Origin of the sequence: Paraburkholderia mimosarum LMG 23256 = NBRC 106338 (assembly GCF_000739815.1) — a bacterium.
GTDB classification, from domain to species: Bacteria; Pseudomonadota; Gammaproteobacteria; order Burkholderiales; family Burkholderiaceae; genus Paraburkholderia; species Paraburkholderia mimosarum.
The window spans coordinates 160,039-184,615 of the sequence record NZ_BBJJ01000006.1 but is presented as its reverse complement, the minus strand read 5'-3'; the positions used below and the strand labels follow the sequence as shown (position 1 = coordinate 184,615).

Annotated in this window: 21 protein-coding genes and 1 tRNA gene; 7 read left to right on the top strand and 15 right to left on the bottom strand. The window is 66.5% G+C overall.

Annotated features, from left to right (window positions below):
* The first annotated feature begins 42 nt into the window (after positions 1-42).
* Positions 43-1,437, top strand: a complete 1,395-nt coding sequence (locus tag BMI01S_RS07255; protein WP_028211905.1) for an AmpG family muropeptide MFS transporter — start codon at positions 43-45, stop codon at positions 1,435-1,437.
* A complete protein-coding gene (locus tag BMI01S_RS07250) occupies positions 1,434-2,543 on the top strand; it encodes a M48 family metallopeptidase (protein WP_238327805.1) in 1,110 nt (369 codons plus the stop codon). Before BMI01S_RS07255 ends, BMI01S_RS07250 begins: the two co-directional genes overlap by 4 nt.
* A gap of 27 nt (positions 2,544-2,570) precedes the next feature.
* On the opposite strand, the gene BMI01S_RS07245 is transcribed toward BMI01S_RS07250, so the two are convergent.
* The 5 genes from BMI01S_RS07245 to gatC form a co-directional block, all read right to left on the bottom strand.
* Positions 2,571-3,350: an exodeoxyribonuclease III gene (locus BMI01S_RS07245; protein ID WP_028230484.1), complete on the bottom strand. Its 780-nt coding sequence runs from the start codon at positions 3,348-3,350 to the stop codon at positions 2,571-2,573.
* A 91-nt stretch (positions 3,351-3,441) separates the two neighbouring features.
* Positions 3,442-4,278 (bottom strand): PPK2 family polyphosphate kinase, encoded by an 837-nt coding sequence (locus BMI01S_RS07240; RefSeq protein WP_028211908.1) that lies wholly within the window; start codon positions 4,276-4,278, stop codon positions 3,442-3,444.
* Positions 4,279-4,422: 144 nt separating this feature from the next.
* Positions 4,423-5,898: an Asp-tRNA(Asn)/Glu-tRNA(Gln) amidotransferase subunit GatB gene (gatB, locus tag BMI01S_RS07235; protein ID WP_028211909.1), complete on the bottom strand. Its 1,476-nt coding sequence runs from the start codon at positions 5,896-5,898 to the stop codon at positions 4,423-4,425.
* 2 nt (positions 5,899-5,900) lie between these two features.
* Positions 5,901-7,391, bottom strand: coding sequence for an Asp-tRNA(Asn)/Glu-tRNA(Gln) amidotransferase subunit GatA (gene gatA / locus BMI01S_RS07230; RefSeq protein ID WP_028211910.1), 1,491 nt, complete (start codon positions 7,389-7,391; stop codon positions 5,901-5,903).
* Between the two features lie 171 nt (positions 7,392-7,562).
* On the bottom strand, positions 7,563-7,862 hold the full coding sequence (gene gatC / locus BMI01S_RS07225; protein ID WP_028211911.1) for an Asp-tRNA(Asn)/Glu-tRNA(Gln) amidotransferase subunit GatC: 300 nt from the start codon (positions 7,860-7,862) through the stop codon (positions 7,563-7,565).
* A 447-nt stretch (positions 7,863-8,309) separates the two neighbouring features.
* Between gatC and BMI01S_RS07220 the strand changes: the two genes are divergently transcribed.
* The 5 genes from BMI01S_RS07220 (at position 8,310) to rodA (ending at position 14,941) form a co-directional block, all read left to right on the top strand.
* Entirely contained in the window at positions 8,310-9,353 is a 1,044-nt protein-coding gene (locus BMI01S_RS07220; protein WP_004189550.1) for a rod shape-determining protein, read from the top strand.
* A gap of 167 nt (positions 9,354-9,520) precedes the next feature.
* Entirely contained in the window at positions 9,521-10,657 is a 1,137-nt protein-coding gene (gene mreC, locus BMI01S_RS07215; RefSeq protein ID WP_028211912.1) for a rod shape-determining protein MreC, read from the top strand.
* The gene (gene mreD / locus BMI01S_RS07210) at positions 10,657-11,169 is read left to right on the top strand and encodes a rod shape-determining protein MreD (RefSeq protein ID WP_028211913.1); all 513 of its coding nucleotides are present in this window, start codon (positions 10,657-10,659) and stop codon (positions 11,167-11,169) included. Before mreC ends, mreD begins: the two co-directional genes overlap by 1 nt.
* 103 nt (positions 11,170-11,272) lie before the next feature.
* Positions 11,273-13,765: a penicillin-binding protein 2 gene (mrdA, locus tag BMI01S_RS07205; RefSeq protein ID WP_028230485.1), complete on the top strand. Its 2,493-nt coding sequence runs from the start codon at positions 11,273-11,275 to the stop codon at positions 13,763-13,765.
* A 9-nt stretch (positions 13,766-13,774) separates the two neighbouring features.
* Positions 13,775-14,941: a rod shape-determining protein RodA gene (gene rodA, locus BMI01S_RS07200; protein ID WP_036018947.1), complete on the top strand. Its 1,167-nt coding sequence runs from the start codon at positions 13,775-13,777 to the stop codon at positions 14,939-14,941.
* 116 nt (positions 14,942-15,057) lie between these two features.
* Here the strand turns inward: rodA and BMI01S_RS07195 are convergent, their stop codons facing one another.
* From BMI01S_RS07195 to rsmB, 10 genes are all read right to left on the bottom strand, one after another.
* Complete coding sequence (locus tag BMI01S_RS07195; protein ID WP_238327806.1) at positions 15,058-15,831, bottom strand: tetratricopeptide repeat protein; 774 nt, start codon at positions 15,829-15,831, stop codon at positions 15,058-15,060.
* On the bottom strand, positions 15,828-16,610 hold the full coding sequence (locus BMI01S_RS07190; RefSeq protein ID WP_028211916.1) for an HpcH/HpaI aldolase family protein: 783 nt from the start codon (positions 16,608-16,610) through the stop codon (positions 15,828-15,830). Before BMI01S_RS07190 ends, BMI01S_RS07195 begins: the two co-directional genes overlap by 4 nt.
* A 268-nt stretch (positions 16,611-16,878) precedes the next feature.
* Entirely contained in the window at positions 16,879-17,322 is a 444-nt protein-coding gene (gene queD, locus BMI01S_RS07185; RefSeq protein WP_028211917.1) for a 6-carboxytetrahydropterin synthase QueD, read from the bottom strand.
* A gap of 9 nt (positions 17,323-17,331) precedes the next feature.
* Positions 17,332-17,964 carry a 7-carboxy-7-deazaguanine synthase gene (gene queE / locus BMI01S_RS07180; protein WP_028211918.1) on the bottom strand — a complete coding sequence of 211 codons (633 nt, stop codon included), beginning with the start codon at positions 17,962-17,964 and terminating at the stop codon, positions 17,332-17,334.
* A gap of 177 nt (positions 17,965-18,141) precedes the next feature.
* Positions 18,142-18,873 (bottom strand): 7-cyano-7-deazaguanine synthase QueC, encoded by a 732-nt coding sequence (queC, locus tag BMI01S_RS07175; protein WP_028211919.1) that lies wholly within the window; start codon positions 18,871-18,873, stop codon positions 18,142-18,144.
* 269 nt (positions 18,874-19,142) lie between these two features.
* Positions 19,143-19,218 (bottom strand) — tRNA-Phe (locus BMI01S_RS07170).
* Between the two features lie 96 nt (positions 19,219-19,314).
* Complete coding sequence (gene esaR, locus BMI01S_RS07165; RefSeq protein WP_028211920.1) at positions 19,315-20,019, bottom strand: response regulator transcription factor EsaR; 705 nt, start codon at positions 20,017-20,019, stop codon at positions 19,315-19,317.
* The gene (locus BMI01S_RS07160; protein ID WP_028211921.1) at positions 20,020-22,458 is read right to left on the bottom strand and encodes a sensor histidine kinase; all 2,439 of its coding nucleotides are present in this window, start codon (positions 22,456-22,458) and stop codon (positions 20,020-20,022) included.
* The gene (locus BMI01S_RS07155; protein ID WP_028211922.1) at positions 22,448-23,041 is read right to left on the bottom strand and encodes a DUF4390 domain-containing protein; all 594 of its coding nucleotides are present in this window, start codon (positions 23,039-23,041) and stop codon (positions 22,448-22,450) included. The genes BMI01S_RS07160 and BMI01S_RS07155 overlap by 11 nt, the downstream gene beginning before the upstream one ends.
* Entirely contained in the window at positions 23,038-24,570 is a 1,533-nt protein-coding gene (gene rsmB / locus BMI01S_RS07150; RefSeq protein ID WP_028230486.1) for a 16S rRNA (cytosine(967)-C(5))-methyltransferase RsmB, read from the bottom strand. The genes BMI01S_RS07155 and rsmB overlap by 4 nt, the downstream gene beginning before the upstream one ends.
* Positions 24,571-24,577: the final 7 nt, after the last annotated feature.

Genomic DNA, 24,577 nt, shown 5'->3' with positions numbered 1-24,577 from the left:
GCACCGAGGATCGAACCCAACATCGCCGCCGCTAACGACGACATGCAGAATCCGCCCCACGAGGCACCCGCTCTTACCGCTCACGAATCCCACCCCGGCTGGCGTGCGTATCTGAATACGCACATGCTGATCTGCGTGTTCCTCGGCTTCACCTCGGGGCTGCCGCTCTTCACGCTCGTCTATCTCGTGCAGGCGTGGCTGCGCTCCGAGGGCGTCAATCTCAAGGAAATCGGCCTCTTCGCGCTGATCCAGTTCCCGTACACGTGGAAGTTCGTCTGGGCGCCGCTCATGGACCGCTACGTGCCCCGCCTGCCGGGCTGGAAACCGGGGCGGCGGCGCGGCTGGATGCTGGTCACGCAAATTCTCGTGGCGCTCGCCATCGGCACGCTCGGCTACGTCTCGCCGAAAGATTCGATCTGGACCGTGGCCGCACTGACGGCGCTCGTGGCGTTCTTCGGCGCGAGCCAGGACATCGCCATCGACGCCTACCGGCGCGAGCTGCTCACGGATACCCAGCAGGGCCTCGGCAACGCCGTGCACGTGAACGCGTACAAGATCGCGGCGCTCGTGCCCGGCTCGCTCGCGCTGATCCTCTCCGACCACCTGCCGTGGAGCACCGTGTTCGTCGTCACGGCGGTGTTCATGATTCCCGGCATGATCATGACGCTCATGGTGAGCGAGCCCCAGGTGCATGGCGCGCCGCCGAAGAACCTGCGCGAAGCGATCGTGCAGCCGTTCGCCGAGTTCGTGCAGCGCGACGGCCTCGCCGCGGCACTATTCGTGCTTGCCTTCATCTTTCTCTACAAGCTCGGCGATACGATGGCGACCACGCTGTCCACATCGTTCTTCCTCGACATCGGCTACTCGCGCACCGAGATCGGCGTGATCGCCAAGATGACGGCGTTCGGCGCGAGTCTCGCGGGCGGCATCATCGGCGGCGTGGCGCTCGTGAAGATCGGCATCGGGCGCGGGCTGTGGATCTTCGGTTTCCTGCAGATGATTTCGACGCTCGGCTTCGCGTGGCTCGCGCAGCTCGGCCCGGGCTCGCCCTCGCTCGCGGCCATCTATGACGCCGTGCTCGCCGTGAGCCACGCGGTTTCGTGGGCCGCGGGGCTGGTTGGCGCGAGCGTGCAGTTCACGCTCGACCCGCGCGCCGTGGCGCTGGCACTCGTCTATGGATTCGAGACCTTCGCCACGGGCCTCACGCTCGCCGCGTTCACCGCCTATATTGCAAGCACGACCGATCCGCGCTACACCGCCACGCAGTTCGCGCTCTTCACGAGCCTCGCCTCCGTGCCGCGCACGCTGGCTTCCGCCGCGAGCGGCTACGTGGTCGCGCAGATCGGCTGGTTCGACTACTTCATCGTCTGCACGTTGCTCGCGGTACCCGGTATGCTCCTGCTCATTCGTATCGCCCCCTGGAGAATCCGGCCGTGAGCACGCCTGAGACCGCCGTGCAAAGCCCGCGCGCGCCGCTGCGCCGCGGCATGCGCGCCCGGACGCTCGCGCTGCTCGTCGCCTCGGCCTTAGCCGCTTTTTCTGCAGGCCATGCGTGGGCCGCCGACAATGCGCCGGCCGCACCGGCCAACACCGCATTGGCACCGGGGAGCAGCGCTGCGAACGCCGGCAATGTCGCAACGAACCCGACGAACAACGCGAACGGCGCTGCAAATGGCGGTGCGGGCGCGAACGTCGCGGCGGCCAACCTCTCCCCCGGCGCGCCGAACACGGGCCGCGTGGTGCGCTTCGGCAACGCAGCCGTCTACCGCAATCTGATTCCCTCGCCGATGCTCGAAGCGCAGGCCACCGCCGAGTTCAACGAGATCGTGCGCGGCGCGGCGCATTCGAACCGCCTCTACGCCGAAAGCGATCCGCACGTGCAGCGTGTGCGCGCCTTCGTCGACCGTCTCGCACCTTATGCGCAGAAGTGGAGCGATCGCGTCAAGAACTGGAAGTGGGAAGTGGCGGTCATCCGCTCGACCGATATCCGCATGTACGCGCTGCCGGGCGGCAAGATCGTCGTGTACGGCGGCCTGCTCGACCGCGTGAAGCTCAACGACAACGAGTTCGGCGTGCTGCTCGGCCACGAGATAGCCCACGCGGTGCGCGAGCACGTGCGCGAGCGCCTCGGCGAACAGGAGGCCGCGCAGATCGAATCGGGCAGCGTGCCGCAACTCTTCGGTCTCGCGGATCTCGGCGTGTTTCCGCTCGGCATCGGCTCGCAGCTCGTGGAGATGCACTACGGCCGCCCCGACGAAACCGAAGCCGACGTGATCGGCAGCGATATCGCCGCGCGCGCGGGCTTCGATCCACGCGCCGCGATCACGGCCTGGGACAAGCTCGCGGTGGCGACGCGCGCCGACCGCGATCAGGGCTTCATCTACGTGCATCCCTACACGCCGGCGCGCCGCGCCGATATCGTCAAGCGCCTCGTCGACATGATGCCGCTTTACGCAAAGGCCATCGGCAAGCCGCTCGCCGAGCTGCCCGACTACGAGGGCATCGCGGCTATCCAGAAACGCAAGGTCGTATCGGCGCCCTGAACCGGGCGCCTCACGCCAGGCTGATCGTCAGCCTTTGACCTTGTAGTCGTAGTCGACGGTCAGCGGCGCGTGGTCGCTGAACTTGATATCCCTGAAGATCGACGTCTTCTTCGCCTCGTGCGCAATGCCCGGCGTCGCGATCTGATAGTCGATGCGCCACCCCACGTTCTTCGCATACGCCTGGCCGCGGTTGCTCCACCACGTGTACTGCTCGGGGCGCGGGTCGAGCGTGCGGAAGACGTCCACGTAGCCCACGTCGTCGAACAGCTTCGTGAGCCACGCGCGCTCTTCGGGCAGGCAGCCGGAGTTCTTCTGGTTGCCCTTCCAGTTCTTGATGTCGATTTCCTTGTGGACGATGTTCACGTCGCCGCACAGGATCACTTCGCGCTCGCGCTTGAGCGCCTCGAGGTGCGGCATGAACTCGTCCATGAAACGGTACTTCGCGGCCTGGCGCTCGTCGCCGCTCGAGCCAGATGGTATGTAGACCGAAATGACGGAAAGCTTGCCGAAGCGCGTTTCCACATAGCGCCCCTCCGGATCGAACTCCTCGCTGCCAAAGCCGATGATGACTTCGTCGGGCTCGTGGCGCGAGTAGACGCCCGCGCCGCTATAGCCCTTCTTCACCGCATGCTGGAAGTAGCCGGTGAAGTCGTGCGGCGCGAGGAACTCGGGTGTCATGTCGTCCTGCGAGCACTTGATTTCCTGCACGCAGAGCACGTCGGCCTTCTGTTCGCCGAACCATTCGAAAAAGCCCTTCTTCGCCGCCGAGCGGATGCCGTTCAGATTCGCGGTGATCACACGCAACATGTCTTCTTTCCTCTTGATTTTGCGTTGCCTCGCGCCGCGCCAAAGTCTGACCGCGGTCTGCACTGCGCGGCGCGAAGGGATACGGTCGGCCTCACTCGATCTTGAGACCCTTGAGCTCGGCCTTGGCCGGCGGATATTCGAGCTTCAAGCTTTCCATGAGGCGCAGCAGCAATTCGGCCACCATGAGATTGCGATGCGACTTCGAATTGGCGGGAATCACGTACCATGGCGCGTACTCGGTGGAGGTGGCCACGAGCGCATCATGGTACGAGGCCTGATAAGCGTCCCAATGCTTGCGCGCCTCCAGATCCGATACGTCGAACTTCCAGTGCTTGGTGGGATCGTCGATGCGCGCCTGGATGCGGCTTCGCTGCTCGTCCTTCGAGATGTGCAGCATGCACTTGATGATCGACGTGCCGTTTTCGGCAAGCAGCGCCTCGAAATCGCGGATCTGCCGGTAGCGGCGCTCGCACTCGGCCGCGCCGAGCTGGCCGAGCACGCGCGGCACGAGCACGTCTTCATAGTGACTGCGGTTGAAGATCGCCAGCTCGCCCGCTCCGGGCACCTGCAGATGCACGCGCCAGAGAAAGTCGCGCGCCGTCTCGATGGGCGTGGGCGCGCGAAACGGCACGATGCGCAGGCCGAGCGGATCCACCTCGTGAAACACGCCGCGGATCGTGCCGTCCTTGCCGCTCGTGTCCATGCCCTGCAGCACGAGCAGCACGCGCTGATGGCGCTGCGCGTGCAAACGCTCCTGCAGCAGGTCGAGCTTGTTGCCGATCTCGGCGAGGCGGTTGCGATCGCCTTCCTTGGTGCCGGTCGAGAATGGCCTTGCAGCCGCGTCGAGCGCCGACAGCGAGAACGTCTCCGACTTCTTGCTGCTGAAGTACGGCACGCGGTAATCGTCGAGACTCGGGACTTTGGACATATGTTGTTCTCCTTTCTCGTGATTCGAGCGGCGGTGAAGCGAGCGCTCGCCGTGGCAAGACGCCTGAAGCGGCAAGGCGGCGCCGCACTGCTACGCACGACGCCGCCTTGCAGCATGCCCGAATCGGGCCGCACTCGCCCCGACTCAGCCGAGCTTCTTCTTCAGCAGTTCGTTGACCTGCTGCGGATTCGCCTTGCCCTTCGTGGCCTTCATCGCCTGGCCGATCAGCGCGTTGAACGCCTTTTCCTTGCCCGCGCGGAATTCCTCGACCGACTTCGCGTTCGCCGCGAGCACCTCGTCGATGATCGCTTCCAGCGCGCCGGTGTCGGAGATCTGCTTGAGGCCCTTCGCTTCGATGATGCGGTCGACGGCGGCCTCGTCCACGGCTTTCTCGTCCCACATCGCCTGGAAGACTTCCTTGGCGATCTTGTTCGAGATCGTGCCGTCGGCGATGCGCGCGAGCAGCAGCGCGAACTGCGCGGCCGAGACCGGCGAAGCGTCGATTTCCAGGCCTTCGCGGTTCAGCTGCGACGAGACCTCGCCCATCAGCCAGTTCGCGGCGGCCTTTGCTTGTGCGGCGCCGGCTTTCGCGACGACCGCTTCGAAGTACGCGGCCATCGCCTTCGAAGACGTGAGCACGTTCGCATCGTACGGCGTCACGCCGTACTGCTCGACGAAACGCTTTTGCATCGTCGCTGGCAGCTCGGGCATCTCGCCCTTCACGCGCTCGATCCACGCCGCGTCGATCACGAGCGGCATGAGGTCGGGGTCGGGGAAGTAGCGGTAGTCGTGCGCGTCTTCCTTGCTGCGCATCGAGCGCGTTTCGCGCTTGTCCGGATCGTAGAGACGCGTTTCCTGCACCACCGTGCCGCCGTCTTCGATCAGCTCGATCTGGCGGCGCACTTCGTACTGGATCGCCTCTTCGAGGAAGCGGAACGAGTTCAGGTTCTTGATCTCGGCGCGCGTGCCGAACTCCTTCTGGCCGACCGGGCGCACCGAAACGTTGGCGTCGCAACGGAACGAGCCTTCCTGCATGTTGCCGTCGCAGATGCCGAGCCACACGACGAGCGTGTGCAGCGACTTGGCGTACGCGACCGCTTCCGCCGCGCTGCGCATTTCGGGCTCCGTGACGATTTCGAGCAGCGGCGTGCCGGCGCGGTTCAGGTCGATGCCCGTCATGCCCGCGAAGTCTTCGTGCAGCGACTTGCCGGCGTCCTCTTCGAGGTGCGCGCGGGTGAGATTGATGGTCTTCTCGTACGCTTCCTTGCCGGCCTTTTCGTTGGCAGGAACCTGAATGGTGATCTGACCGCCCTGCACGACCGGAATCTCGTACTGGCTGATCTGATAGCCCTTCGGCAGGTCCGGATAGAAGTAGTTCTTGCGCGCGAAGATGCTGCGCGGCGCGACCGTCGCGTTGATCGCGAGGCCGAACTGGATCGCGCGCTCCACGGCGCCGCGGTTCATCACCGGCAGCACGCCCGGCAGCGCGAGATCGACGGGGCAGGCCTGCGAGTTGGGCGCCGCGCCGAACTGCGTCGAGGCGCCCGAGAAGATCTTCGACGCGGTGGACAATTGCGCGTGCGTTTCGAGACCGATAACGACTTCCCACTGTGTTGCCATGTTCACACCTCTGCCGGCGCCTTGCGATGCCAGTCGGTCGCGCGCTGGAAAGCGTCGGCGACCTGCAGCATGCGGGCCTCGTTGAAATAGTTGCCGACGATCTGCAGACCGACGGGCCGCTGCGCGTTCGCGCCCGCGCCGAAGCCGCACGGCACGCTCATGCCGGGCAGGCCCGCGAGGCTGGTCGACAGCGTGTAGATGTCCGCGAGGTACATCTGCAGCGGATCGTCGCCCTTCGCGCCCAGGTCCCAGGCCACGCTCGGCGCGACCGGTCCCATGATGACGTCGCACTGCCTGAACGCTTGCTGGAAATCCTGCGCGATGATGCGGCGGATCTTCTGCGCCTGCAGGTAGTACGCGTCGTAGTAGCCGTGCGAGAGCACGTAGGTGCCCACCAGAATGCGGCGCTTCACTTCGGGGCCGAAGCCCTCGGCGCGCGACTTCTTGTACATGTCGAGCAGATCGCGGTATTCGGCCGCACGATGGCCGAAGCGCACGCCGTCGAAGCGCGAGAGATTCGACGAGGCTTCCGCCGGGGCGATCACGTAGTACACGGGGATCGACAGCTCGGTTTTCGGCAGCGTGACTTCCACGAGCGACGCGCCAAGCGACTCGTACGTCTTGAGCGCGGCGTCGATGGCAGCCCGCACGTCGTCGGCGAGGCCCGCGCCGAAGTACTCCTTCGGCAGGCCGATGCGCAGACCCGCGAGCGGCTTGTCGGCCGACGCGTCGGCGCTCCACTGCTGGCCGAGGAAGCGCGTGTAGTCCTCGTGCTCGTGCGTGAGGCTCGTCGAGTCGCGCTCGTCGAAACCGCCCATGGCGTTCAGCAGCAACGCGCAGTCCGCGGCATTCAGCGCGAACGGGCCGCCCTGGTCGAGCGACGAGGCGAACGCGATCATGCCGTAGCGCGACACGCGGCCATACGTGGGCTTGATGCCCGTCACGCCCGTGAACGACGCCGGCTGGCGAATCGAGCCGCCCGTGTCGGTGCCGGTGGCGGCGGGTGCGAGGCGCGCGGCGACGGCCGCGGCGGAACCGCCCGACGAGCCGCCGGGCACGGCCTTCTTGTCCCACGGGTTCTTCACGGCGCCGAAATGCGAGTTCTCGTTGGACGAGCCCATCGCGAATTCGTCCATGTTGGTCTTGCCGAGGCAGACCATGCCCGCGCGCTCGAGGCGCTCGACGACGGTGGCGTCGAACGGGCTCACATAGTTCGCGAGCATCTTCGAGCCGGCCGTCGAGCGCCAGCCGCGCGTGACGAATACGTCCTTGTGCGCGAGCGGAACGCCCGCGAGCGGGCCCGCGTGGCCCGAGTGCAGGAGCGCGTCGGCGGCCTTGGCCTGGGCGAGCGTCAATTCGGGATTGACGTCGACGAACGCGTTCAGATCTCGATGCGCCTCGATCCGGCCGAGAAAGTGCTGGGCCAGCTCGACTGCGGAGCACTCCTTCGCAGCCAGCGCGGCGCGCAGTTCGGTCAAGCTTTTGTCATGCATTGCGTGATTCCTGGAAGAACGTCACGGCGCGGTCGAAGTCAGATCGATGCGCCGTCCGGAAAGCGGCCGGGCCGCTTCCCGGAAAACCCGCGAAAACCCGGGAGTCCGTGCCTTTTCGAACTGTTCGGACAACTCGAAGGATTTCGAAAATGGCAAAAAAAAGCTGCGCGCTTACTCGATCACGCGCGGTACGAGGTACAGTCCGTCCTGCACCGCGGGCGCGGGACGTTGCAGCGCCTCGCGGTCGACGATTTCGGTCACGGCGTCTTCGCGCAGGCGCAGCGCGACATCCTCGATCTGCTCGATCGGGTGGGCGAGCGGTGCGATGCCGGTCGTGTCCACGGCCTGCATCTGCTCGACGAGGCCGAAGAAGCCGTTCAGGCGTTCGAGCGTGTTGCCGGCTTCGGCGTCGGCCAGTTCGAGGCGCGCGAGATGCGCGATGCGCTTCACATCGTTCAGGGTCAGGGCCATGCGGTCACCGGAAAAAAGAGGCTGCTGCGGCGGTGCGGAAAAATCGGTGCTGCAACAGCGGTTTATCGCGCCGGATCCGGCTCTGGAGGAAAGCTTCGATGAGGTCAAAAACTGACTTCCGGATCCTGCAAAACAGGCAAAATTATAAGGTATCATTACGCGTTCGACCCAAACCCGGACCGCCTTGCATACGCCTTTCAGCTCCGACCGCAGCACGATGCGGCCGGACGAGATAAAACGGGCGGCGCAGCCAGGCTGCCTCCGGTAACCATCCCCGCAGTTTCAGGCCCCTCGTGGCGCCGCTGGTTAGGCCCTCCGTGACGCCCTCCGCAGTGCGTTCGAGGTGCTTTCGTGGCGGCGCATGGCGCCCTGGGGCTGTTTAATTATCCGCTGCCGCCCTCGCCCATGAAGCTGGAAGGACGGCCACAAGCGAGACAGGATTTTTGAATGTTCGGTTTTCTGCGTAGCTACTTCTCCAACGACCTGGCGATCGACCTCGGCACCGCCAACACCCTGATCTACATGCGCGGCAAGGGCATCGTCCTCGACGAACCCTCGGTCGTTTCCATCCGCCAGGAAGGCGGCCCGAACGGCAAGAAGACGATCCAGGCCGTCGGCAAGGAAGCCAAGCAAATGCTCGGCAAGGTGCCGGGCAACATCGAAGCCATCCGCCCGATGAAGGACGGCGTGATCGCCGACTTCACGGTCACCGAGCAGATGATCAAGCAGTTCATCAAGACGGCGCACGAGTCGCGCATGTTCTCGCCGTCGCCGCGCATCATCATCTGCGTGCCGTGCGGCTCGACCCAGGTCGAGCGCCGCGCGATCAAGGAAGCCGCGCACGGCGCGGGCGCCTCGCAGGTCTACCTGATCGAAGAGCCGATGGCGGCCGCAATCGGCGCGGGCCTGCCGGTTTCGGAGGCCACGGGCTCGATGGTCGTCGACATCGGCGGCGGCACGACCGAAGTGGGCGTGATCTCGCTCGGCGGCATCGTCTACAAGGGCTCGGTGCGCGTGGGCGGCGACAAGTTCGACGAAGCGATCGTCAACTACATCCGCCGCAACTACGGCATGCTGATCGGCGAGCAAACCGCCGAAGCGATCAAGAAGGAAATCGGCTCGGCCTTCCCGGGTTCCGAGGTCAAGGAAATGGAAGTGAAGGGCCGCAACCTTTCCGAAGGTATCCCGCGCAGCTTCACGATCTCGAGCAACGAAATTCTCGAAGCGCTGACCGACCCGCTGAACCAGATCGTCTCTTCGGTGAAGATCGCGCTCGAGCAAACGCCGCCGGAACTGGGCGCCGACATCGCCGAGCGCGGCATGATGCTCACGGGCGGCGGCGCGCTGCTGCGCGACCTGGACCGCCTGCTCGCCGAAGAAACCGGCCTGCCGGTGCTGGTGGCCGAAGACCCGCTCACCTGCGTCGTGCGTGGCTCGGGCATGGCGCTCGAGCGCATGGACAAGCTTGGCAGCATCTTCTCGTACGAGTAAGCGCTTCGCGCACCGCCGCGCCCGCGCGCGGCGCGGTTTCGGCGCCGCTGCGCAACTGACGGCAGGGCGGCACACGCGCCGCCGCGCCGTCCGCAACGAGGCGCCCTTCGGGGCGCCACAGTTTTACCCTCCGTTTCACCGAACCGCACACGCCCCCGGCGCCGACCATGGAATACAGTCCGCCGCCCCTCTTTAAGCAGGGCCCATCGGCACTCGCACGGCTGATCTTCTTCGTCGTGCTGTCGCTCACGCTGTTGGTCTCCGACGCGCGCTTCAAGACGCTCGATATCGTGCGCGGGGTGCTCGGCGCGGGTCTGTACCCGCTGCAACGCGCGGCCCTCGTGCCGCGCGACTTCTTTATGGGCGCCGCCGATCTGGCCGTCACGAGCTCCACGCTGCGCACCGAAAACACGCAGTTGCACGCACGCAATCTCCAGCTTTCGCAGCAGGCCAACGAGGCCGCTTCGCTCGCCGCCGAAAACGCGCATCTGCGCGCCCTGCTGCAACTCTCGCAACGCATTGGCGCGCATACCACGCCGGCCGACATCCAGTACGACACGCGCGACCCGTTCACGCAGAAGGTCGTGATCGGTGTCGGCTCGCAGCAAAGTATCCAGAATGGCTCGCCGGTGCTGACCGAGGACGGCGTGATCGGCCAGGTCACGCGCGTGTTTCCCATGCAGTCCGAAGTCACGCTCGTCACCGACAAGGACCAGGCCGTGCCGGTCGAGGTCGTGCGCACGGGCCTGCGCAGCGTGATCTATGGCACGGCGAAGGGCGACCTGCTCGATCTGCGCTTCGTGCCGATCAGCGCCGATCTGCAGGTAGGCGACGAACTCGTGACGAGCGGGCTCGACGGCATCTATCCGCAAGGTCTGCCGGTCGCGAAGGTGTTGCGTGTGGACAAGCAGGCCGACACCGCATTCGCACGCGTGGTCTGCCTGCCGCTCGCCGCCGTGCGCGGGGCGCGCCAGGTGCTCGTGCTCCACTATGTTCCGCAGGTGCCGCCCAACCCGATCGCAGCCGAAGAGGCCGCGGCCGCCGAGGCGAAGGACGCGAAGAAGAAGGCCGCCAAGGGCGCGGACAAGAAGAGCGACAAGAAAGCCGATGACGCGAAGGGGAAACCCGCCGCCGCATCGGGTGCCGCACCCGCCGTCGCCCCCTCGCCGGCCAAACCGGCGACGAATGGCGCACAAGCGGCCGCGGCGGAGAAGCAACCGGCGCAGCAACAGCAGCCCGAGAGAAAGTCCGGAAAGAGCCTCCGGGAAGAGGCGGCGAAGGCCGTCGAGCAAGGGGGACATTGATGCCGCGTCCGCAATACATCCTGCAGCCGGTCAATCCGTACTTCATCGCTTTCAGCCTTGCGGCGGCCTTCCTGCTGAACCTGCTGCCCTGGGGCAAGCTGCCCGGCGTGCCGGACTTCGTCGCGCTCGTGCTGCTGTTCTGGAACATTCACCAGCCGCGCAAGGTCGGCATGGGCGTCGCGTTCTTGCTCGGACTCCTCATGGATGTCCACAACGCGAGCCTGCTCGGCGAACACGCGCTCGCGTACACGCTGCTTTCGTTCGGCGCGATCACCATTCACCGCCGCGTGCTGTGGATGCCGATCGGACTGCAAACGTTCGCCGTCATGCCCATGCTGGTCGGCGCGCAGGTCGTGCCGTTCGTGATCCGTCTGCTGATGGGCGCTTCGTTTCCCGGCTGGGGTTATCTCGTCAGCGGCTTCGCCGAGGCCATCCTCTGGCCGGTCGCGAGCCTGCTGCTGCTGCTGCCGCAGCGGCGTCCCGTCGATCCCGACGATACCCGGCCCATTTGAGCGGCGCGCGCCGCTCGCCGCTGGAAGACTCGCTTGACTAATCCTTACGCACCCCGGCTCGCTGTTCCCCGCACGCGGAACAGCGGGGCCTGCGCCTGACAGCATGACCGAATTCAAGGACACCCAGCAGCAGCTCTCGAAGTTCCGCGTACGCGTCGCGGCGGCGGGGCTGTTCGTGTTCGTCTGCTTCGGGCTGATTGCGCTGCGCTTCCTCTATCTGCAGGTCTGGAACCACAGCAAGTACTCGCTGCAAGCCGACGAAAACCGCATTTCCGTCGCGCCGATCGTGCCGAACCGCGGCATCATCACCGACCGCAACGGCGTCGTGCTCGCCAAGAACTACTCGGCGTACACGCTCGAAATCACGCCCTCGAAGCTCACCGGCACGCTCGACGACACGATCGACCAGCTCTCGACCGTGATCCCCATCGACGCGCGCGACCGCCGCCGCTTCAAGAAGCTCCTCGAAGACTCGAAGAACTTCGAGAGCCTGCCGATCCGCACGCGCCTCACCGACGACGAAGTCGCGCGCTTCACGGCGCAGCGCTTCCGCTTCCCCGGCGTCGAGGTGCGCGCGCGCCTTTTCCGCCAGTATCCGCTCGGGCCCACGGCCGCGCACGTGATCGGCTATATCGGCCGGATTTCGCAGCGCGACCAGGAGCGCATCGACGACCTCTCCGACAAGAACGACAGCGATCCCGAGCACTTCGATCCGCGTCTCGACGCGAACAACTACAACGGCACCGACTACATCGGCAAGATCGGCGTCGAGCAGAGCTATGAAACCGAGCTGCACGGCCTGACGGGCTTCGAGGAAGTGGAAGTGACGGCGGGCGGCCGCCCCGTGCGCACGCTCTCGCGCACGCAGGCCACGCCCGGCAACAACCTCGTGCTGTCGATCGACATCGGCCTGCAGCAGGTGGCCGAGCAGGCGTTCGCGGGCAAGCGCGGCGCGCTCGTCGCGATCGAGCCTGCCACGGGCGACATTCTCGCTTTCGTCTCGGCGCCGAGCTTCGATCCGAATTCGTTCGTGGACGGCATCGACCAGCAGACCTGGGACGAGCTCAACAACTCGCCCGATCACCCGCTGCTCAATCGCCCGCTGCACGGCACGTATCCGCCGGGCTCGACCTACAAGCCGTTCATGGCGCTCGCCGCGCTCACGCTGCACAAGCGCACGCCACAGTGGGGCTTCTCGGACCCCGGCTTCTACATGTTCGGCGGCCACCGCTTCAACAACGACGTGCGCTCCGGCCAGGGCTGGATCGACATGAACCGCGCGATCATGGTGTCGAACGACACCTACTTCTTCATGCTCGCGCACGATCTTGGCGTGGATAACATCGCCAACTTCATGAAGCCGCTCGGTTTCGGCCAGCTCACCGGCATCGACATCGCGGGCGAAGCGCGCGGCATCCTGCCGTCCACCGAATGGAAGCGCAAGGCGTACCGCAAGCCCGAGCAGCAAAGGTGGTATGAAGGCGAGACGATCAGCCTCGGCATCGGCCAGGGCTACAACTCGTTCACGATCCTGCAGCTCGCGCACGCCACGGCCACGCTCGCCGACAACGGCGTGCTCATGAAGCCGCACCTCGTGAAGGAAATCGAGAATCCGATCACGAAGCAGCAGCGCCTCACGGTGCCGAGCGAAAGCGGGCGTCTGAACGTGAGCCAGGCCGACATCGACGTCGTGAAGCAAGGCATGGAAAACGTGACGATGAATCAGTCGGGCACGGCCTACCAGGTGTTCCGCAACGCGCCCTACACGTCGGCGGGCAAGACCGGCACGGCGCAGGTGTTCTCGCTGCAGGGCGGCAAGTACAAGGCGCACGCGCTCGCCGAAAACCTGCGCGACCACGCGCTCTTCATCGCGTTCGCGCCGGCCGAGAAGCCGCAGATCGCGCTCGCGCTGATCGTCGAGAACGGCGGCTGGGGCGCGCAGGCCGCTGGCCCGATTGCGCGCCGCGTGCTCGACTACTATCTCGTCGACCGCCTGAAGCCTGGCGCCGAACAAGCGGCCGTCAGTGCTGCGGCTTCGGCCACCGAAGACGCGTCGGCACCCGAGATCGGCGCGCCCGCAGAAGCTTCAGGCGCCGCGGCCGCTTCAGGCGCCGCGCCCGCCTCGGCCGCGCCCGCGCTCCCCGCTGCGCCGCAGCCCGTGCGGGTCGCCGCCGGCTTCACGCCGCTGCCGATTCCCCGTGCGGCATCGGCCGCCGAGGCGGCTTCGGCAGCTTCCGCTGCGGCGGCAGCTTCGAACGCCTCGGGCGCGGCCGCTGCGACGGCTGCCTCGAGTGCTGTGCCGTCTTCCGGCGCGGCCGCGCGGCCGACGCCTGCCAGCGCCGCCGCGGCAAAAGGCAAGAGCGGCAAACCCCGCCAGCCGGTCAGCCCCGATGCGAGCGCTGCGATCGACGCCGTGAACGGCGGCACCGCCAGCGCCGATGGCGCGTCCGACGCGGGTGCCGCCCGTCCCGCGCCCGTCTCCGTGCCCCGCCACTTCGGCCCCGGTCCCCATCGTCCGCGCCGCCCCGCCAGCGCACCCGACGCGGCCACGCTCGCGCCGCCGCCCAAGCCCGCGACCGGCGGCATCGACGAGTAAGGAATCACCATGCCCTTCTTCCAGTTCGACAAGATCGACAAGCGCGCGGTGCTCGACACGCTGCGCAAGATGTTCCTCGGCTTCGACCGCCCGCTCGCGCTCACCGTGTTCCTGCTGCTGTGCGTGGGCATCGTCACGCTGTACAGCGCGAGCCTCGACGTGCCCGGCCGTGTGGAAGACCAGCTGCGCAACATCATGCTCACCTTCGTGCTGATGTGGGGTCTCGCCAACGTGCCGCCCAACACACTGATGCGCTTCGCGGTGCCGGTCTATACCTTCGGCATCGCGTTGCTCGTTGCCGTGGCGCTATTCGGCCTCACGCGCAAGGGCGCGAAGCGCTGGATCAACGTGGGCGTCGTGATCCAGCCTTCGGAGATCCTCAAGATCGCCACGCCGCTGATGCTCGCGTGGTACTACCAGCGCCGCGAAGGCGTGGTGCGCTGGTACGACTTCGTCATGGGTTTCATCATCCTGCTCGTGCCCGTGGGCCTGATCGCCAAGCAGCCCGACCTCGGCACCGCCGTGCTCGTGTTCGCTTCGGGGCTCTTCGTCATCTATTTCGCGGGGCTCTCGTTCAAGCTGATCGTGCCGGTGCTGATCGCGGGCGTGATCGCCGTGGCCTCGATCGCGGCGTTCCAGGACAAGATCTGCCAGCCGCAGGTGAACTGGCCGCTCATGCACGACTACCAGAAGCACCGCATCTGCACGCTGCTCGACCCGACCTCCGACCCGCTCGGCAAGGGCTTCCACACCATCCAGGCCGTGATCGCGATCGGCTCGGGCGGCCCGCTCGGCAAGGGCTGGCTCAAGGGCACGCAGTCGCATCTGGAATTCATCCCCGAGAAGCACACCGACTTCATCTTCGCCGTGTTTTCGGAGGAGTTCGGCATGGCGGGCGGTCTCGTGCTGCTCACGCTCTACATGTGCCTCATCGCGCGCGGGCTCTATATCGCCGCGAACGGCGCAACGCTCTTCGGGCGATTGCTGGCCGGCTCGCTCACGATGGCGTTCTTCACCTACGCATTCGTCAATATCGGCATGGTGAGCGGCATTCTGCCCGTGGTGGGCGTGCCGCTGCCGTTCATGAGCTATGGCGGCACCGCGCTCACCACGCTCGGCGTGGCGATCGGGCTCATCATGAGCGTGGGGCGCCAGAAGCGGTTGATGCAGAGCTAAAGGTGCAGCGGGCGGTGACGACGCCCGCCAGATCGCGATGCGCCAACGAAAACGCGCCGGCATCGTCCGGCGCGTTCTCGTTTCAGCGGCTGCTTGATCACGCTTACAGCGAGCGCTTACTGTCCCGGCCCCGACTTCATCAACTGCGCGCTGAGTTGCTGGTATTTGAGGCGCGCCACAGGATCGCCCTGCGCCGCCGCCGCCGCATAGTACGCGCGCGCGACGTTCAGATTCTTCGGCACGCCGTCGCCGCCACGCTCATAGAACGAGCCGGTCACGTATTGCGCCGTCATGTCGCCGCCCTCGGCGGCCTTCTTGTACCAGTAGAACGCCTGCTTGTTGTCGCGCGTGGTGCCGCGCCCGTCCAGGTACTGGTTCGCGAGCGCAAGCTCGGCTTGCACGTGGCCCTGCTTCGCCGCCTTCAGGAACCACTGGTGCGCCTGCGCGGGATCGCGCTCCACGAAATCGCCGTCGTCGTACATCTTGCCGTACACGTACTGCGCATGCGACATGTTCGCATCCGCCGCCTTGCGCAGCCACTTGCGGCCCTCGCCCACGTCGGCGACGCCGCCTTCGCCGTTCACGAGCATCATCGCGTAGTTGAACTCCGCCAGCCGGTTGCCGCGCCCGGCCGCCGCCTTGAATTCGGAGCGCGCCTGGCTCAGGTTGCCGGCGTTGTAGTCGGCCACGGCGTTGGCCGTTTGCGGATCGGATTCCGCGCCCGGGACCGCGCCTGGGGTGGTAGTCGAAGCGGCGCTCGGGATGGCACCCGAAGCGGCGCTGCCAGCATCGGCTGCCGCGGCCACGCCGCTCATGCAGAGCAACGCGCCCGCGAAGCAGCCAACAGCCGTCGCGTGTATCGCTCGCTCGAGCGTTCGCGTCCGCTTCATGATCTCGCCTCCTGAAGTGCCTGGCGTGTCGCGCGCACGAGCCACATCACATCGGCGGCGAGAGCGATGAAGGTGAATCCCATTTCGCGATACTGCCTGGCGGCGGCGGCGTCCATCGCGAAGATGCCCGATGCCACGCCCGCCTCGCGCGCGGCGGCCACGATGCGCCGGATGGCGGCAAGCACGTCCGGGTGCTTCGAGTCGCCGAGATGACCAAGGCTCGCGGCCAGGTCGGCGGGACCGACGAACAGGCAATCGACGCCCGGCACCGCCGCGATCTTCTCGACTTCGGCGAGCGCCGCCGCCGACTCGATCTGCACGATCGATGCGATCTGCGCATTCGCGCCCTGCAGATAGTCGCGCCGCATGCCATAAGCCGCCGCACGCACCACGCCCGCCACCCCGCGCTGGCCGTTGGGCGTGCGTGCGTCCGGATACTGCGTGAGGCTCACGGCGCGCGCGGCCTCTTCGGCCGAGGTCACGTTGGGGAACATCACCGTGCGCGCGCCCGCGTCGAGCACATGCTTCACGAGCCACGGCTCGCTGTCGGGCAACCGCACCACGGGCTCGGTGGGCAGATGCGCGGCGGCAATGGCGCGCAGTTGCGCGATGGTGTCGGCGCTATCGTTGGGCGCGTGCTCCATGTCGATCAGGAGCCAGTCGAAACCCGCGTGCGCAAGCGCTTCTGCGGCGGTTTCGCTGCCCATGGAAAGCCATAGGCCGAACAGCGGCTCCGCCTCCTTGAGGCGCTCCTTGAGAGGATTGGTGAAGGTGCTCATCGCCGTGCTCCCGGCGAGGCTGCGAGGCGCGCGGGACGCGCGGGCGCTTGCGCCCGGCGACGCGCAGCCGGCAGGTCTCGCTCCGTTATGTGTTTGTCGGGCCGCGCGCGGGGATGCGCAGGCCTTGCCGCCACGATCATACCGCGACAAAAGTCCGCGGGCCGGCACGGAAAACCCGCGTTGCGCGGGGCGTCGGAGCGAGGGTGAGGCGGGCCTTGCGCGCCTCAGTTACGCCTCAGTTACGCCTCAATTGCACTTCGGTTGCGCCTCAGTCGCGCGTGACTTCGGCCCAGCAGTTCGGCGTCTCGTACAGGCGCAGCTTGTAGAGACGCAGATTCACGCCGTAGTGCGCGTCGTACACGTTCGCGAGTATGTCGAACGCGATGGCCGCGAGGTTCTCAACGGTCGGGATGCGGTCGATCACGACCGTCTTGTGGCCCGGCAGCGTTTCGAGGAAGCCGCGCACCTGCGTATCGCCCTCGAACACGAGAAACGCGTGATCCCACAGATCGACGAGATGCTGGTTCGCGAGCGACTTCACATCTGCGAAGTCCATCACCATGCCGCGGTCGGGCGCACCCTCGGTCTCGACGAGATCGCCTTGCAGCGTGATTTCGAGCACGTATCGATGGCCGTGCAGGTTGCGGCACTGGCTGCGGTGGTCAGGGATGCGGTGGCCCGCGTCGAATTCGAGTTTTCGGGTGATCGTCAGCACGGCGAATCAGGGAATGTTCAGGTACTTGTGGGTTTGCATCGACAGGCGCCACTGCGGATGGCGCTTGCACCAGTCGATGGCGAGCTTCGTGTTCAGGTCTCGCGACGGGCCGTCCATGGGCTGCACGAGAAAATACTCGAAATCGAGCTTCGCGTAGTCGGCAAGGCGCTGGTTTTCCTGCGGCACGACGACCTTGAGCTCGTTGCCCTTCGTGACGACGAGCGGCGCGTCGGCCTTCGGGCTCACGCAGATCCAGTCGATCGTTTCGAGCACCGGCAGCGAGCCGTTCGTTTCGATGGCGATCTCGAAGCCGGCCGCATGCAGCGCATCGACGAACGGCTGATCGATCTGCAGCATCGGTTCGCCGCCCGTGCAGACCACGAAGCGGTTGCCTTCGCCTGCGGGCCACAGCGACGCAATCTTCGCGACGAGTTCCTCCGGGGTGCGGAACTTGCCGCCATTCTCGCCATCGGTGCCCACGAAGTCGGTGTCGCAGAATCGGCAGACGGCTTCAGCGCGATCCTCCTCGCGGCCCGACCAGAGGTTGCAGCCGGCGAACCGGCAGAACACGGCCGGACGCCCGGCGTTCGCGCCCTCGCCCTGCAATGTGTAGAAAATTTCTTTTACCGCGTAAGTCATGCTGCTGCCTGATTGTGGCTCATGATGTGGCCCGCGTCGGCCACGAATCCGGCTCACGAGCAAAGCGGCTCGTGCGAAGCCGGTTGATCTTCGGGCGCGGGTTCATCGCGTTTGGCAGGGCGCGCCGCCCGTGCGCCGCCCGCTTCCATCGTCACTCTGGACGCCCGGACTTGTGGCTCAGACCGGCGCTTCCGTCACGTGTTCGCCGGCGAGATACGCTTCGTAGCCACGCTTGCGCAACTTGCACGCCGGGCACTCGCCGCAGCCGAAGCCCCACGCGTGAAGCTCGGCGCGCTCGCCCAGATAGCAGGTATGCGTCTCGACGCGCACCATGTCCACCAGCGCCTCGCCGCCCAGCTTTTCGGCGAGCCGCCACGTGTCGGCCTTGTCGAGCCACATGAGCGGCGTTTCCAGCAGAAAGCGCGTGTCCATGCCGAGATTGAGCGTGACTTGCAGCGCCTTCATCGTGTCGTCGCGGCAATCGGGGTAGCCCGAAAAGTCGGTCTCGCACATGCCGCCCACGAGTACCCTGAGCCCACGACGGTAAGCGATCGCCGCGGCGATCTGCATGAACATCAGATTGCGGCCCGGCACGAAGGTGTTCGGCAGGCCGCTCGCGGCCGTTTCGATCTCGATCTCGCGCGTCATGGCCGTGTCGCTGATCGAGCCGAGCACCGAGAGATCGATCATGTGATCGTCGCCGAGGCGCTCGCCCCACGCGGGGAACGTACGCGCAATCGCCGCGCGGAAACCCTCGCGGCATTCCAGTTCGACGCGATGACGCTGGCCGTAGTCGAAGCCGAGCGTCTCGACGGTCTCGTAGCGGTCGAGCGCCCATGCGAGGCACGTGGCCGAATCCTGGCCGCCGGAAAACAGTACGAGCGCGCCCTTGGCTTCTGTTCGAGTCACCGTGAAACTCCGTGTATGAGGTTTCCGCGCGAATGCTTTCGTTGCTCGATACACCCGGGCGGACCGCCGCGGATCAGGCGCGCCGGCTCATGCAGTATAGGCCGGGGCCCTCGGCCGGGCATCGGCGCACCCTTATAGCCCGAATACCGTCGATGTGCGGCCATTGCCGGAATCTGCCTGCCGCATCTTCGGACGCAGTTTCAACCGGCCGGATCACGAAAAACAACGAAAAAGCCCCAGGAATCGTACGATCTCCTGGGGCTGCATTCTGGTGGCCTGGGGCGGAATCGAACCACCGACACGCGGATTTTCAATCCGCTGCTCTACCAACTGAGCTACCGGGCCAACGAAGAAAGAAGAGTATAGCGTGCTATACGGGCTTGCGCAAGTGTTTTGGCAAAATCCGTTCGCCAGCGGTTTCGCTCGCCTCGCCTTGGCGCTTCATTCGCCCTTGCTCTTGCCGAGGTCCACGCCGAGCTGCTTGAGCTTGCGATACAGGTGCGTGCGCTCGAGTCCCGTCTTTTCGGCCACGCGCGTCATGCTGCCGTTCTCGCGTGCCAGGTGGTACTCGAAGTAGGCGCGCTCGAACGCGTCGCGCGCATCGCGCAGCGGAATATCGAACGAGATCGAAGCGGTTTGCGTCGCCGTTGCGCCGGCCTGCATGCCGTGCACGCCGTCGGCGCCCAGCACCGGCAGCGCCGCCGCCGATGCCACGACCGCAGGGCCGCCCGCCGCCGATTTCCCCGTTGCGCCCGCCCCAGTGGGCGAGACCGGCGCTGCGGTGCCGCGCGCGAGACCCTGCTCGACCGCCTTCAGCAGCTTTTGCAGCGCGATCGGCTTTTCGAGAAAGTTGAGCGCGCCGATCTTGGTCGCCTCGACGGCGGTGTCGATGGTCGCGTGCCCCGACATCATGATGACCGGCATCGTGAGCTGGCCCTGCGCGGCCCACTCCTTGAGCAGGGTCACGCCATCGGTGTCCGGCATCCAGATATCGAGCAGCACGAGATCGGGCACCTGGCGCTGCCGGAAGTCGCGCGCCTGTTGCGCATCTTCCGCGAGCTCCACCACGTGCCCTTCGTCGCTAAGGATCTCCGAGAGCAATTCCCGGATGCCCATTTCATCATCTACCACCAGGATGGTTGCCATTTACGCTGCCCTTGTCTGCACTGTTGCTTTTGATTCCTGCTCCGTCGCGGCATGCGCCTGCCGTTCGCCCGATGTGCTGGTTCCACCGGGGCCAGGCGTGGCGGCATCGTCTGCCAGCTGGAGAAAGAGAATCGAGATCTGCGCGCCTTCGATCACGTCGCCCGCTCTCAGTCGATTGCGGATGTCGATGCGCGCGCCGTGCTCGTCGACGATCTTCTTGACCATCGCAAGCCCGAGTCCTGTTCCTTTGGCCTTGGTCGTCACATAGGGTTCGAAAGCGCGCGTGAGGATGCGCGCCGGGAAACCCGGACCGTTGTCCGATACCGTGAGACGCACCGCCACGCGCGTGCGGCCTTGCGCGTCGGGGTCACCGTATTCTACGGCGCGCGTCTCGAGCGTCACGCGTGGATTCCCGGTGTCGGCCACGGCGTCCTGCGCGTTTTGCAGCAGGTTGTGGATCACCTGGCGCAATTGCGTCGCGTCCCCGCGTATCACGGGCAACTCCGAAAGCTCGACCTTGATCGCGCTCTTGCCTTCTTCCGCGCCGTAGAGCGTGAGCACCTCGCTCACGAGCTCGTTGAGCTGCAGGTTCGCGAGCACCGCGGGCGGCGTGCGTGCGTAGTCGCGGAAGTTGTCGACCATCTGCTTCATCGCCGCGACCTGGTTCACGATCGTCGTCGCGCCGCGCCTGAGCACTTCGGCATCCGTTGGCGCGAGCTTGTCGGTGAGCTTCATCTGCAGGCGCTCGGCCGAGAGCTGGATTGGCGTGAGTGGATTCTTGATCTCGTGCGCGAGGCGCCGCGCGACTTCGCCCCACGCCACCGAGCGCTGCGCCGAGATCACGTCGGAGATGTCGTCGAACACCACGACATAGCCCGAAGTCTGCATGTCGCCCGCGTCGCGTCCCGTGTCGGAAACGAGCCGCGCGCCGCGCACGAGCAGCGTGAGCGGATCGGTCTCGCCCGGAATCGGCACCGAGAACTGCTGCTGCCAGTGCCCGCGATCTGGATCGCCGCCTTCGCGATCCGTGCGCGACGCTTCCTGGTCGGCGAACGCCTTGCGCACCATCGCGCCGAACTCCGTGAGCGCGCCGATATGGTCGAGCGCCACGCCGAGCTGCGTCTCGAACGGCTGACGGAAAATGCGTTCCGCGCCGGGGTTCGCCGTCGTGAGGCGGAACTGGCGGTCGAACACGAACACGCCCGCCGTGAGGTTCGCCAGGATGCTTTCGAGATACGCCTTCGAGTGCTCCAGCGCGACGCGATTCTTTTCGACGGCCTGGCGCGCTTCGGAAAGCTGGCGCGTCATCGCGTTGAACGACTGCGTGAGGAAGCCCAGTTCGTCGCGTGACTTGATTTCGCGCTTGGGCGTGTAGTCGCCCTCGGTCACTTCCTTCGTGCCCTGTGCGAGCAGGAAGAGCGGCCGTGCAAGCTGGTTGCCGAGCGCGAGCGCGAGCATCATCGCGACGAAGGTCGCGAGAAAGAGCGCGAGCGTGAGCGTGCCGATGTACATCTTGCGCAGGCCCGTGCGGCCGAGCGCCTTTTCCTGGTACTCGCGATAGGCGCGCTGCACGGCGTCGGCGTTGCGCGCGAGCGCGGCCGGCACCGGCTGCACCAGTTGCAGGAAGCGCTCCACCGGTTGCAGGTCCGTTGTGTTCGCATCGGGAATGCGCGTGACCACGCGCAAGCGCAGCGCGCCCTTCGGTCCATGCTGATGCGGGTCGCCGTCCACCTCGCCCTCGATCGCGGCATAGCCGCGCCCTCGCGCCTGATCGATCATGAGCTGCGTGGGCAGATCGGCCGGCACGAGCGACGAGAAGTTGCTCGACGCCTGCGCCACCACGTGCATCTCCGGCGCCGCGCCCGACATGCTGCGCACCGGCTCGACGATGGTCGCGTCCTGCACGCCGAACTGGTCGCGCGCGCGCAAGAGCGTGAGCGTCGTGCCCGCCGCGTCGCCGCTCGCGATCTGCTCGGCCATGAGGCGGCCCTTGGTTTGCAGGTCGGAGAGCGAGGCGTCGAGCATGCCGCGGCCGAGGTTCAGGCCGGCGGTGAGCGCGGTCTCCACGTTCACGTCGAACCACGACTCGATCGAGCGCGAGACGAACTGGTACGAGACGATATAGATGATGCCGCCCGGCACCACGCCCACGAGCGCAAAGAAGAACGCGAGCTTGGCCAGCAGCCGCGTGCCGAACTTGCCGCGCCTCAGGCGCACGGCGATCACGATCACGAGCGCCGTCACCACCAGCAGGAAGATCAGCGCGACGACGATATTGGCCGCATAGAGCCAGCCGTAGTAGCGGTCGAAGAACTCGGTGTTCGCGCTCGCGGCGGCGAGCAGGACGAGCAGCAACGTCGCGGTGAACGCGACGGTGGAGACGAGCAGCTTGACGACGACGCTGCTGAAGCTGGTGGCGCGGCGTACTTTATCTAGCACGTTCGGTCACCGTGAAGTTAAAGCGCTTCCAGTCGGAAGCGAGATTCCAGTCGCGGTTGTTCACCGCGTCGATCTGGAACGGCTTGGGCATCAGCGCGACATCGAGCTGCATGCGCACCGACGCCGTGTAGGTTTCGCCCGGACGCACATCGTTGCGATCGATCACGTGCCACGACGTGACATGCTTGATGACGGCGAGTGCGTCCGCGAGCGTCGAGAAGCCGAGCTGGAGGCCGCCGCTCGACACGCGGTACTCGCGCGTGAGCGGCTGGAACGACAGGCGAATGCTTTGCGAAGCGCTCACCGGCTGTTCGTCGAACCAGTACCACCGCGCTCGCGAGAGTTCGAAGTCGGTGGTGAAGTAGAGCGGAATGCCCTTGTTGACCGCGTCTTCCAGGCTGCTGTTGAGCTCGAACTCGAAGCGGGCGTCGAGGCTCCAGCCATTGCCGTCGGCCTGCAGCGATGCGCGCTGCACGGAGATCGAATCGGCGCGCGCCGGCGCGGCGGCCACCAAGCCGACCACGGCGAGCACGAGCCAGATCAGGGCCGCGAGGCGCAGCGGGAAGAAGCGTTTGATGGTCACCGTTTCTGAAAGCGCGCGTAGAAGAATCCGTCGTGATCTGCGGTGCGATCGGGAACGGGGCAGGCGGTCGCCGCGGCTTGTCCATCGGCATCGTGCCGCGCCTCTTTGGCTGCGCCGCATTCTGGCCCCCGGGCCGGCGCGCCGTCCGCCGTGGGCAGCAGTTGCCCCGGCGCGTCCAATCGTACCGCATCCGCATGGGTGGTTTCAAACCAGCGCGCCTGCGCCTCGCCCTCCTCGGGGAAAATCGAGCAGGTCACGTAGAGCAGTTCGCCGCCCGGCTCGAGGAGCGGCCACAGCGCCTGTGCGATGCGGCGCTGCTCCTGCGCGAGCGCGGCGATGTCGCTCTCGCGGCGCAGCCAGCGGATATCCGGGTGGCGGCGCACGATGCCCGAGGCCGAGCACGGCACGTCGGCGAGAATGCGGTCGAAGCGTTGGCCGTCGTGCCACGCGGCGGGGTCGCCCGCGTCGCCCACCACGATCTTCGCGTGACGCGAGGGATGCGCCGGATCGTCCTTCGCAAAACCCAGGCGCGCGAAGTTCTCGCCGATGCGCGCGGCACGCGTCGCGTCGCTTTCCAGCGCGATCAGATCGATATCGGCAAGTTCGAGCAGATGGCCGCTCTTGCCGCCGGGCGCCGCGCACGCGTCGAGCACGCGCATGCCGTCACGCACGCCGAGGAGTTCCGCGGCGCGCTGCGCGCCCGCGTCCTGCACCGACACATCGCCAGCGAGGAAGCCGGGAATGCGATCGACGGGCAGCGGGGCAGCAAGGCGCACAGCGTGCTCGCCGATCTGTGTCGCCGCGATGTTTTCGGCGGCGAGGCGCTGCACGTAGTCGGCGGCGCTCGAGCGGCGCGCGTTCACGCGCAGCGTGAGCGGGCCCTGGCTGTTGCCGGCGGCGAGGATCGCCTGCCATTGCGCGGGCCAGGCGGTGCGCACCGCGTCGATCCACCAGCGCGGATAGTTCCAGCGCGCGATCTCGTCGGTCTGAACCGCCGCCAGCGCCCCATCGCGTTCGCGCAGGAAACCGCGCAGCACCGCGTTCACCAGGCCCTTCGCGAAGGCGCTCTCGCGGCGCGCCCCGACGGCGCGCACGGCCTGATCCACGACCGTAAACGGCGTGTAGGCGGCACTCGATTCGTCGTCGAGCAGCAGCGCCAGCGAGCAGGCAAGCAGATTCGCGACGGGGGGCGGCGGTGCCTTGCTCACGCGCTGCCGGATCAGCCAGTCGACCGTGCCGAGCCGCCGCATCGTCCGGTAGGCGATGTCCTGCACGGCGCCGCGCGCGTGCGGCGCGAAATCGGCGGGCAGCGCGGCGAAGGCGCTCGCGAGCGCGGCCGGGAGTGCCGCGCCGGCACGCACGGCGCCAAGCGCATGAGCGGCCTGATCGAGCGCGAAGCCGAGCGAATCGGGGGCAAGGCGTACGGCGCCGCCTGTCGGCGTCCCCGGCCCCTGACGGCGCGCATGCGATGCGGAACGCTTTTTGTCGTGGGAAGGCGCCGAAGCTCGCCGGGATGGGCTGGATGTCATGAAAAAA

Bases quoted from the DNA above. Each gene is read 5' to 3' on its own strand.
- gatC (WP_028211911.1), bottom strand. From the start codon at position 7,862: ATGGCCCTGACCCTGAACGATGTGAAGCGCATCGCGCATCTCGCGCGC.
- rodA (WP_036018947.1), top strand. From the start codon at position 13,775: ATGCCCTTCTTCCAGTTCGACAAGATCGACAAGCGCGCGGTGCTCGAC.
- BMI01S_RS07245 (WP_028230484.1), bottom strand. From the start codon at position 3,350: ATGTTGCGTGTGATCACCGCGAATCTGAACGGCATCCGCTCGGCGGCG.
- BMI01S_RS07190 (WP_028211916.1), bottom strand. From the start codon at position 16,610: ATGAGCACCTTCACCAATCCTCTCAAGGAGCGCCTCAAGGAGGCGGAG.
- queE (WP_028211918.1), bottom strand. From the start codon at position 17,964: ATGACTTACGCGGTAAAAGAAATTTTCTACACATTGCAGGGCGAGGGC.
- mreD (WP_028211913.1), top strand. From the start codon at position 10,657: ATGCCGCGTCCGCAATACATCCTGCAGCCGGTCAATCCGTACTTCATC.
- BMI01S_RS07240 (WP_028211908.1), bottom strand. From the start codon at position 4,278: ATGTCCAAAGTCCCGAGTCTCGACGATTACCGCGTGCCGTACTTCAGC.
- gatB (WP_028211909.1), bottom strand. From the start codon at position 5,898: ATGGCAACACAGTGGGAAGTCGTTATCGGTCTCGAAACGCACGCGCAA.
- BMI01S_RS07195 (WP_238327806.1), bottom strand. From the start codon at position 15,831: ATGAAGCGGACGCGAACGCTCGAGCGAGCGATACACGCGACGGCTGTT.
- mreC (WP_028211912.1), top strand. From the start codon at position 9,521: ATGGAATACAGTCCGCCGCCCCTCTTTAAGCAGGGCCCATCGGCACTC.
- esaR (WP_028211920.1), bottom strand. From the start codon at position 20,019: ATGGCAACCATCCTGGTGGTAGATGATGAAATGGGCATCCGGGAATTG.
- BMI01S_RS07220 (WP_004189550.1), top strand. From the start codon at position 8,310: ATGTTCGGTTTTCTGCGTAGCTACTTCTCCAACGACCTGGCGATCGAC.
- mrdA (WP_028230485.1), top strand. From the start codon at position 11,273: ATGACCGAATTCAAGGACACCCAGCAGCAGCTCTCGAAGTTCCGCGTA.
- gatA (WP_028211910.1), bottom strand. From the start codon at position 7,391: ATGCATGACAAAAGCTTGACCGAACTGCGCGCCGCGCTGGCTGCGAAG.
- BMI01S_RS07255 (WP_028211905.1), top strand. From the start codon at position 43: ATGCAGAATCCGCCCCACGAGGCACCCGCTCTTACCGCTCACGAATCC.
- rsmB (WP_028230486.1), bottom strand. From the start codon at position 24,570: ATGACATCCAGCCCATCCCGGCGAGCTTCGGCGCCTTCCCACGACAAA.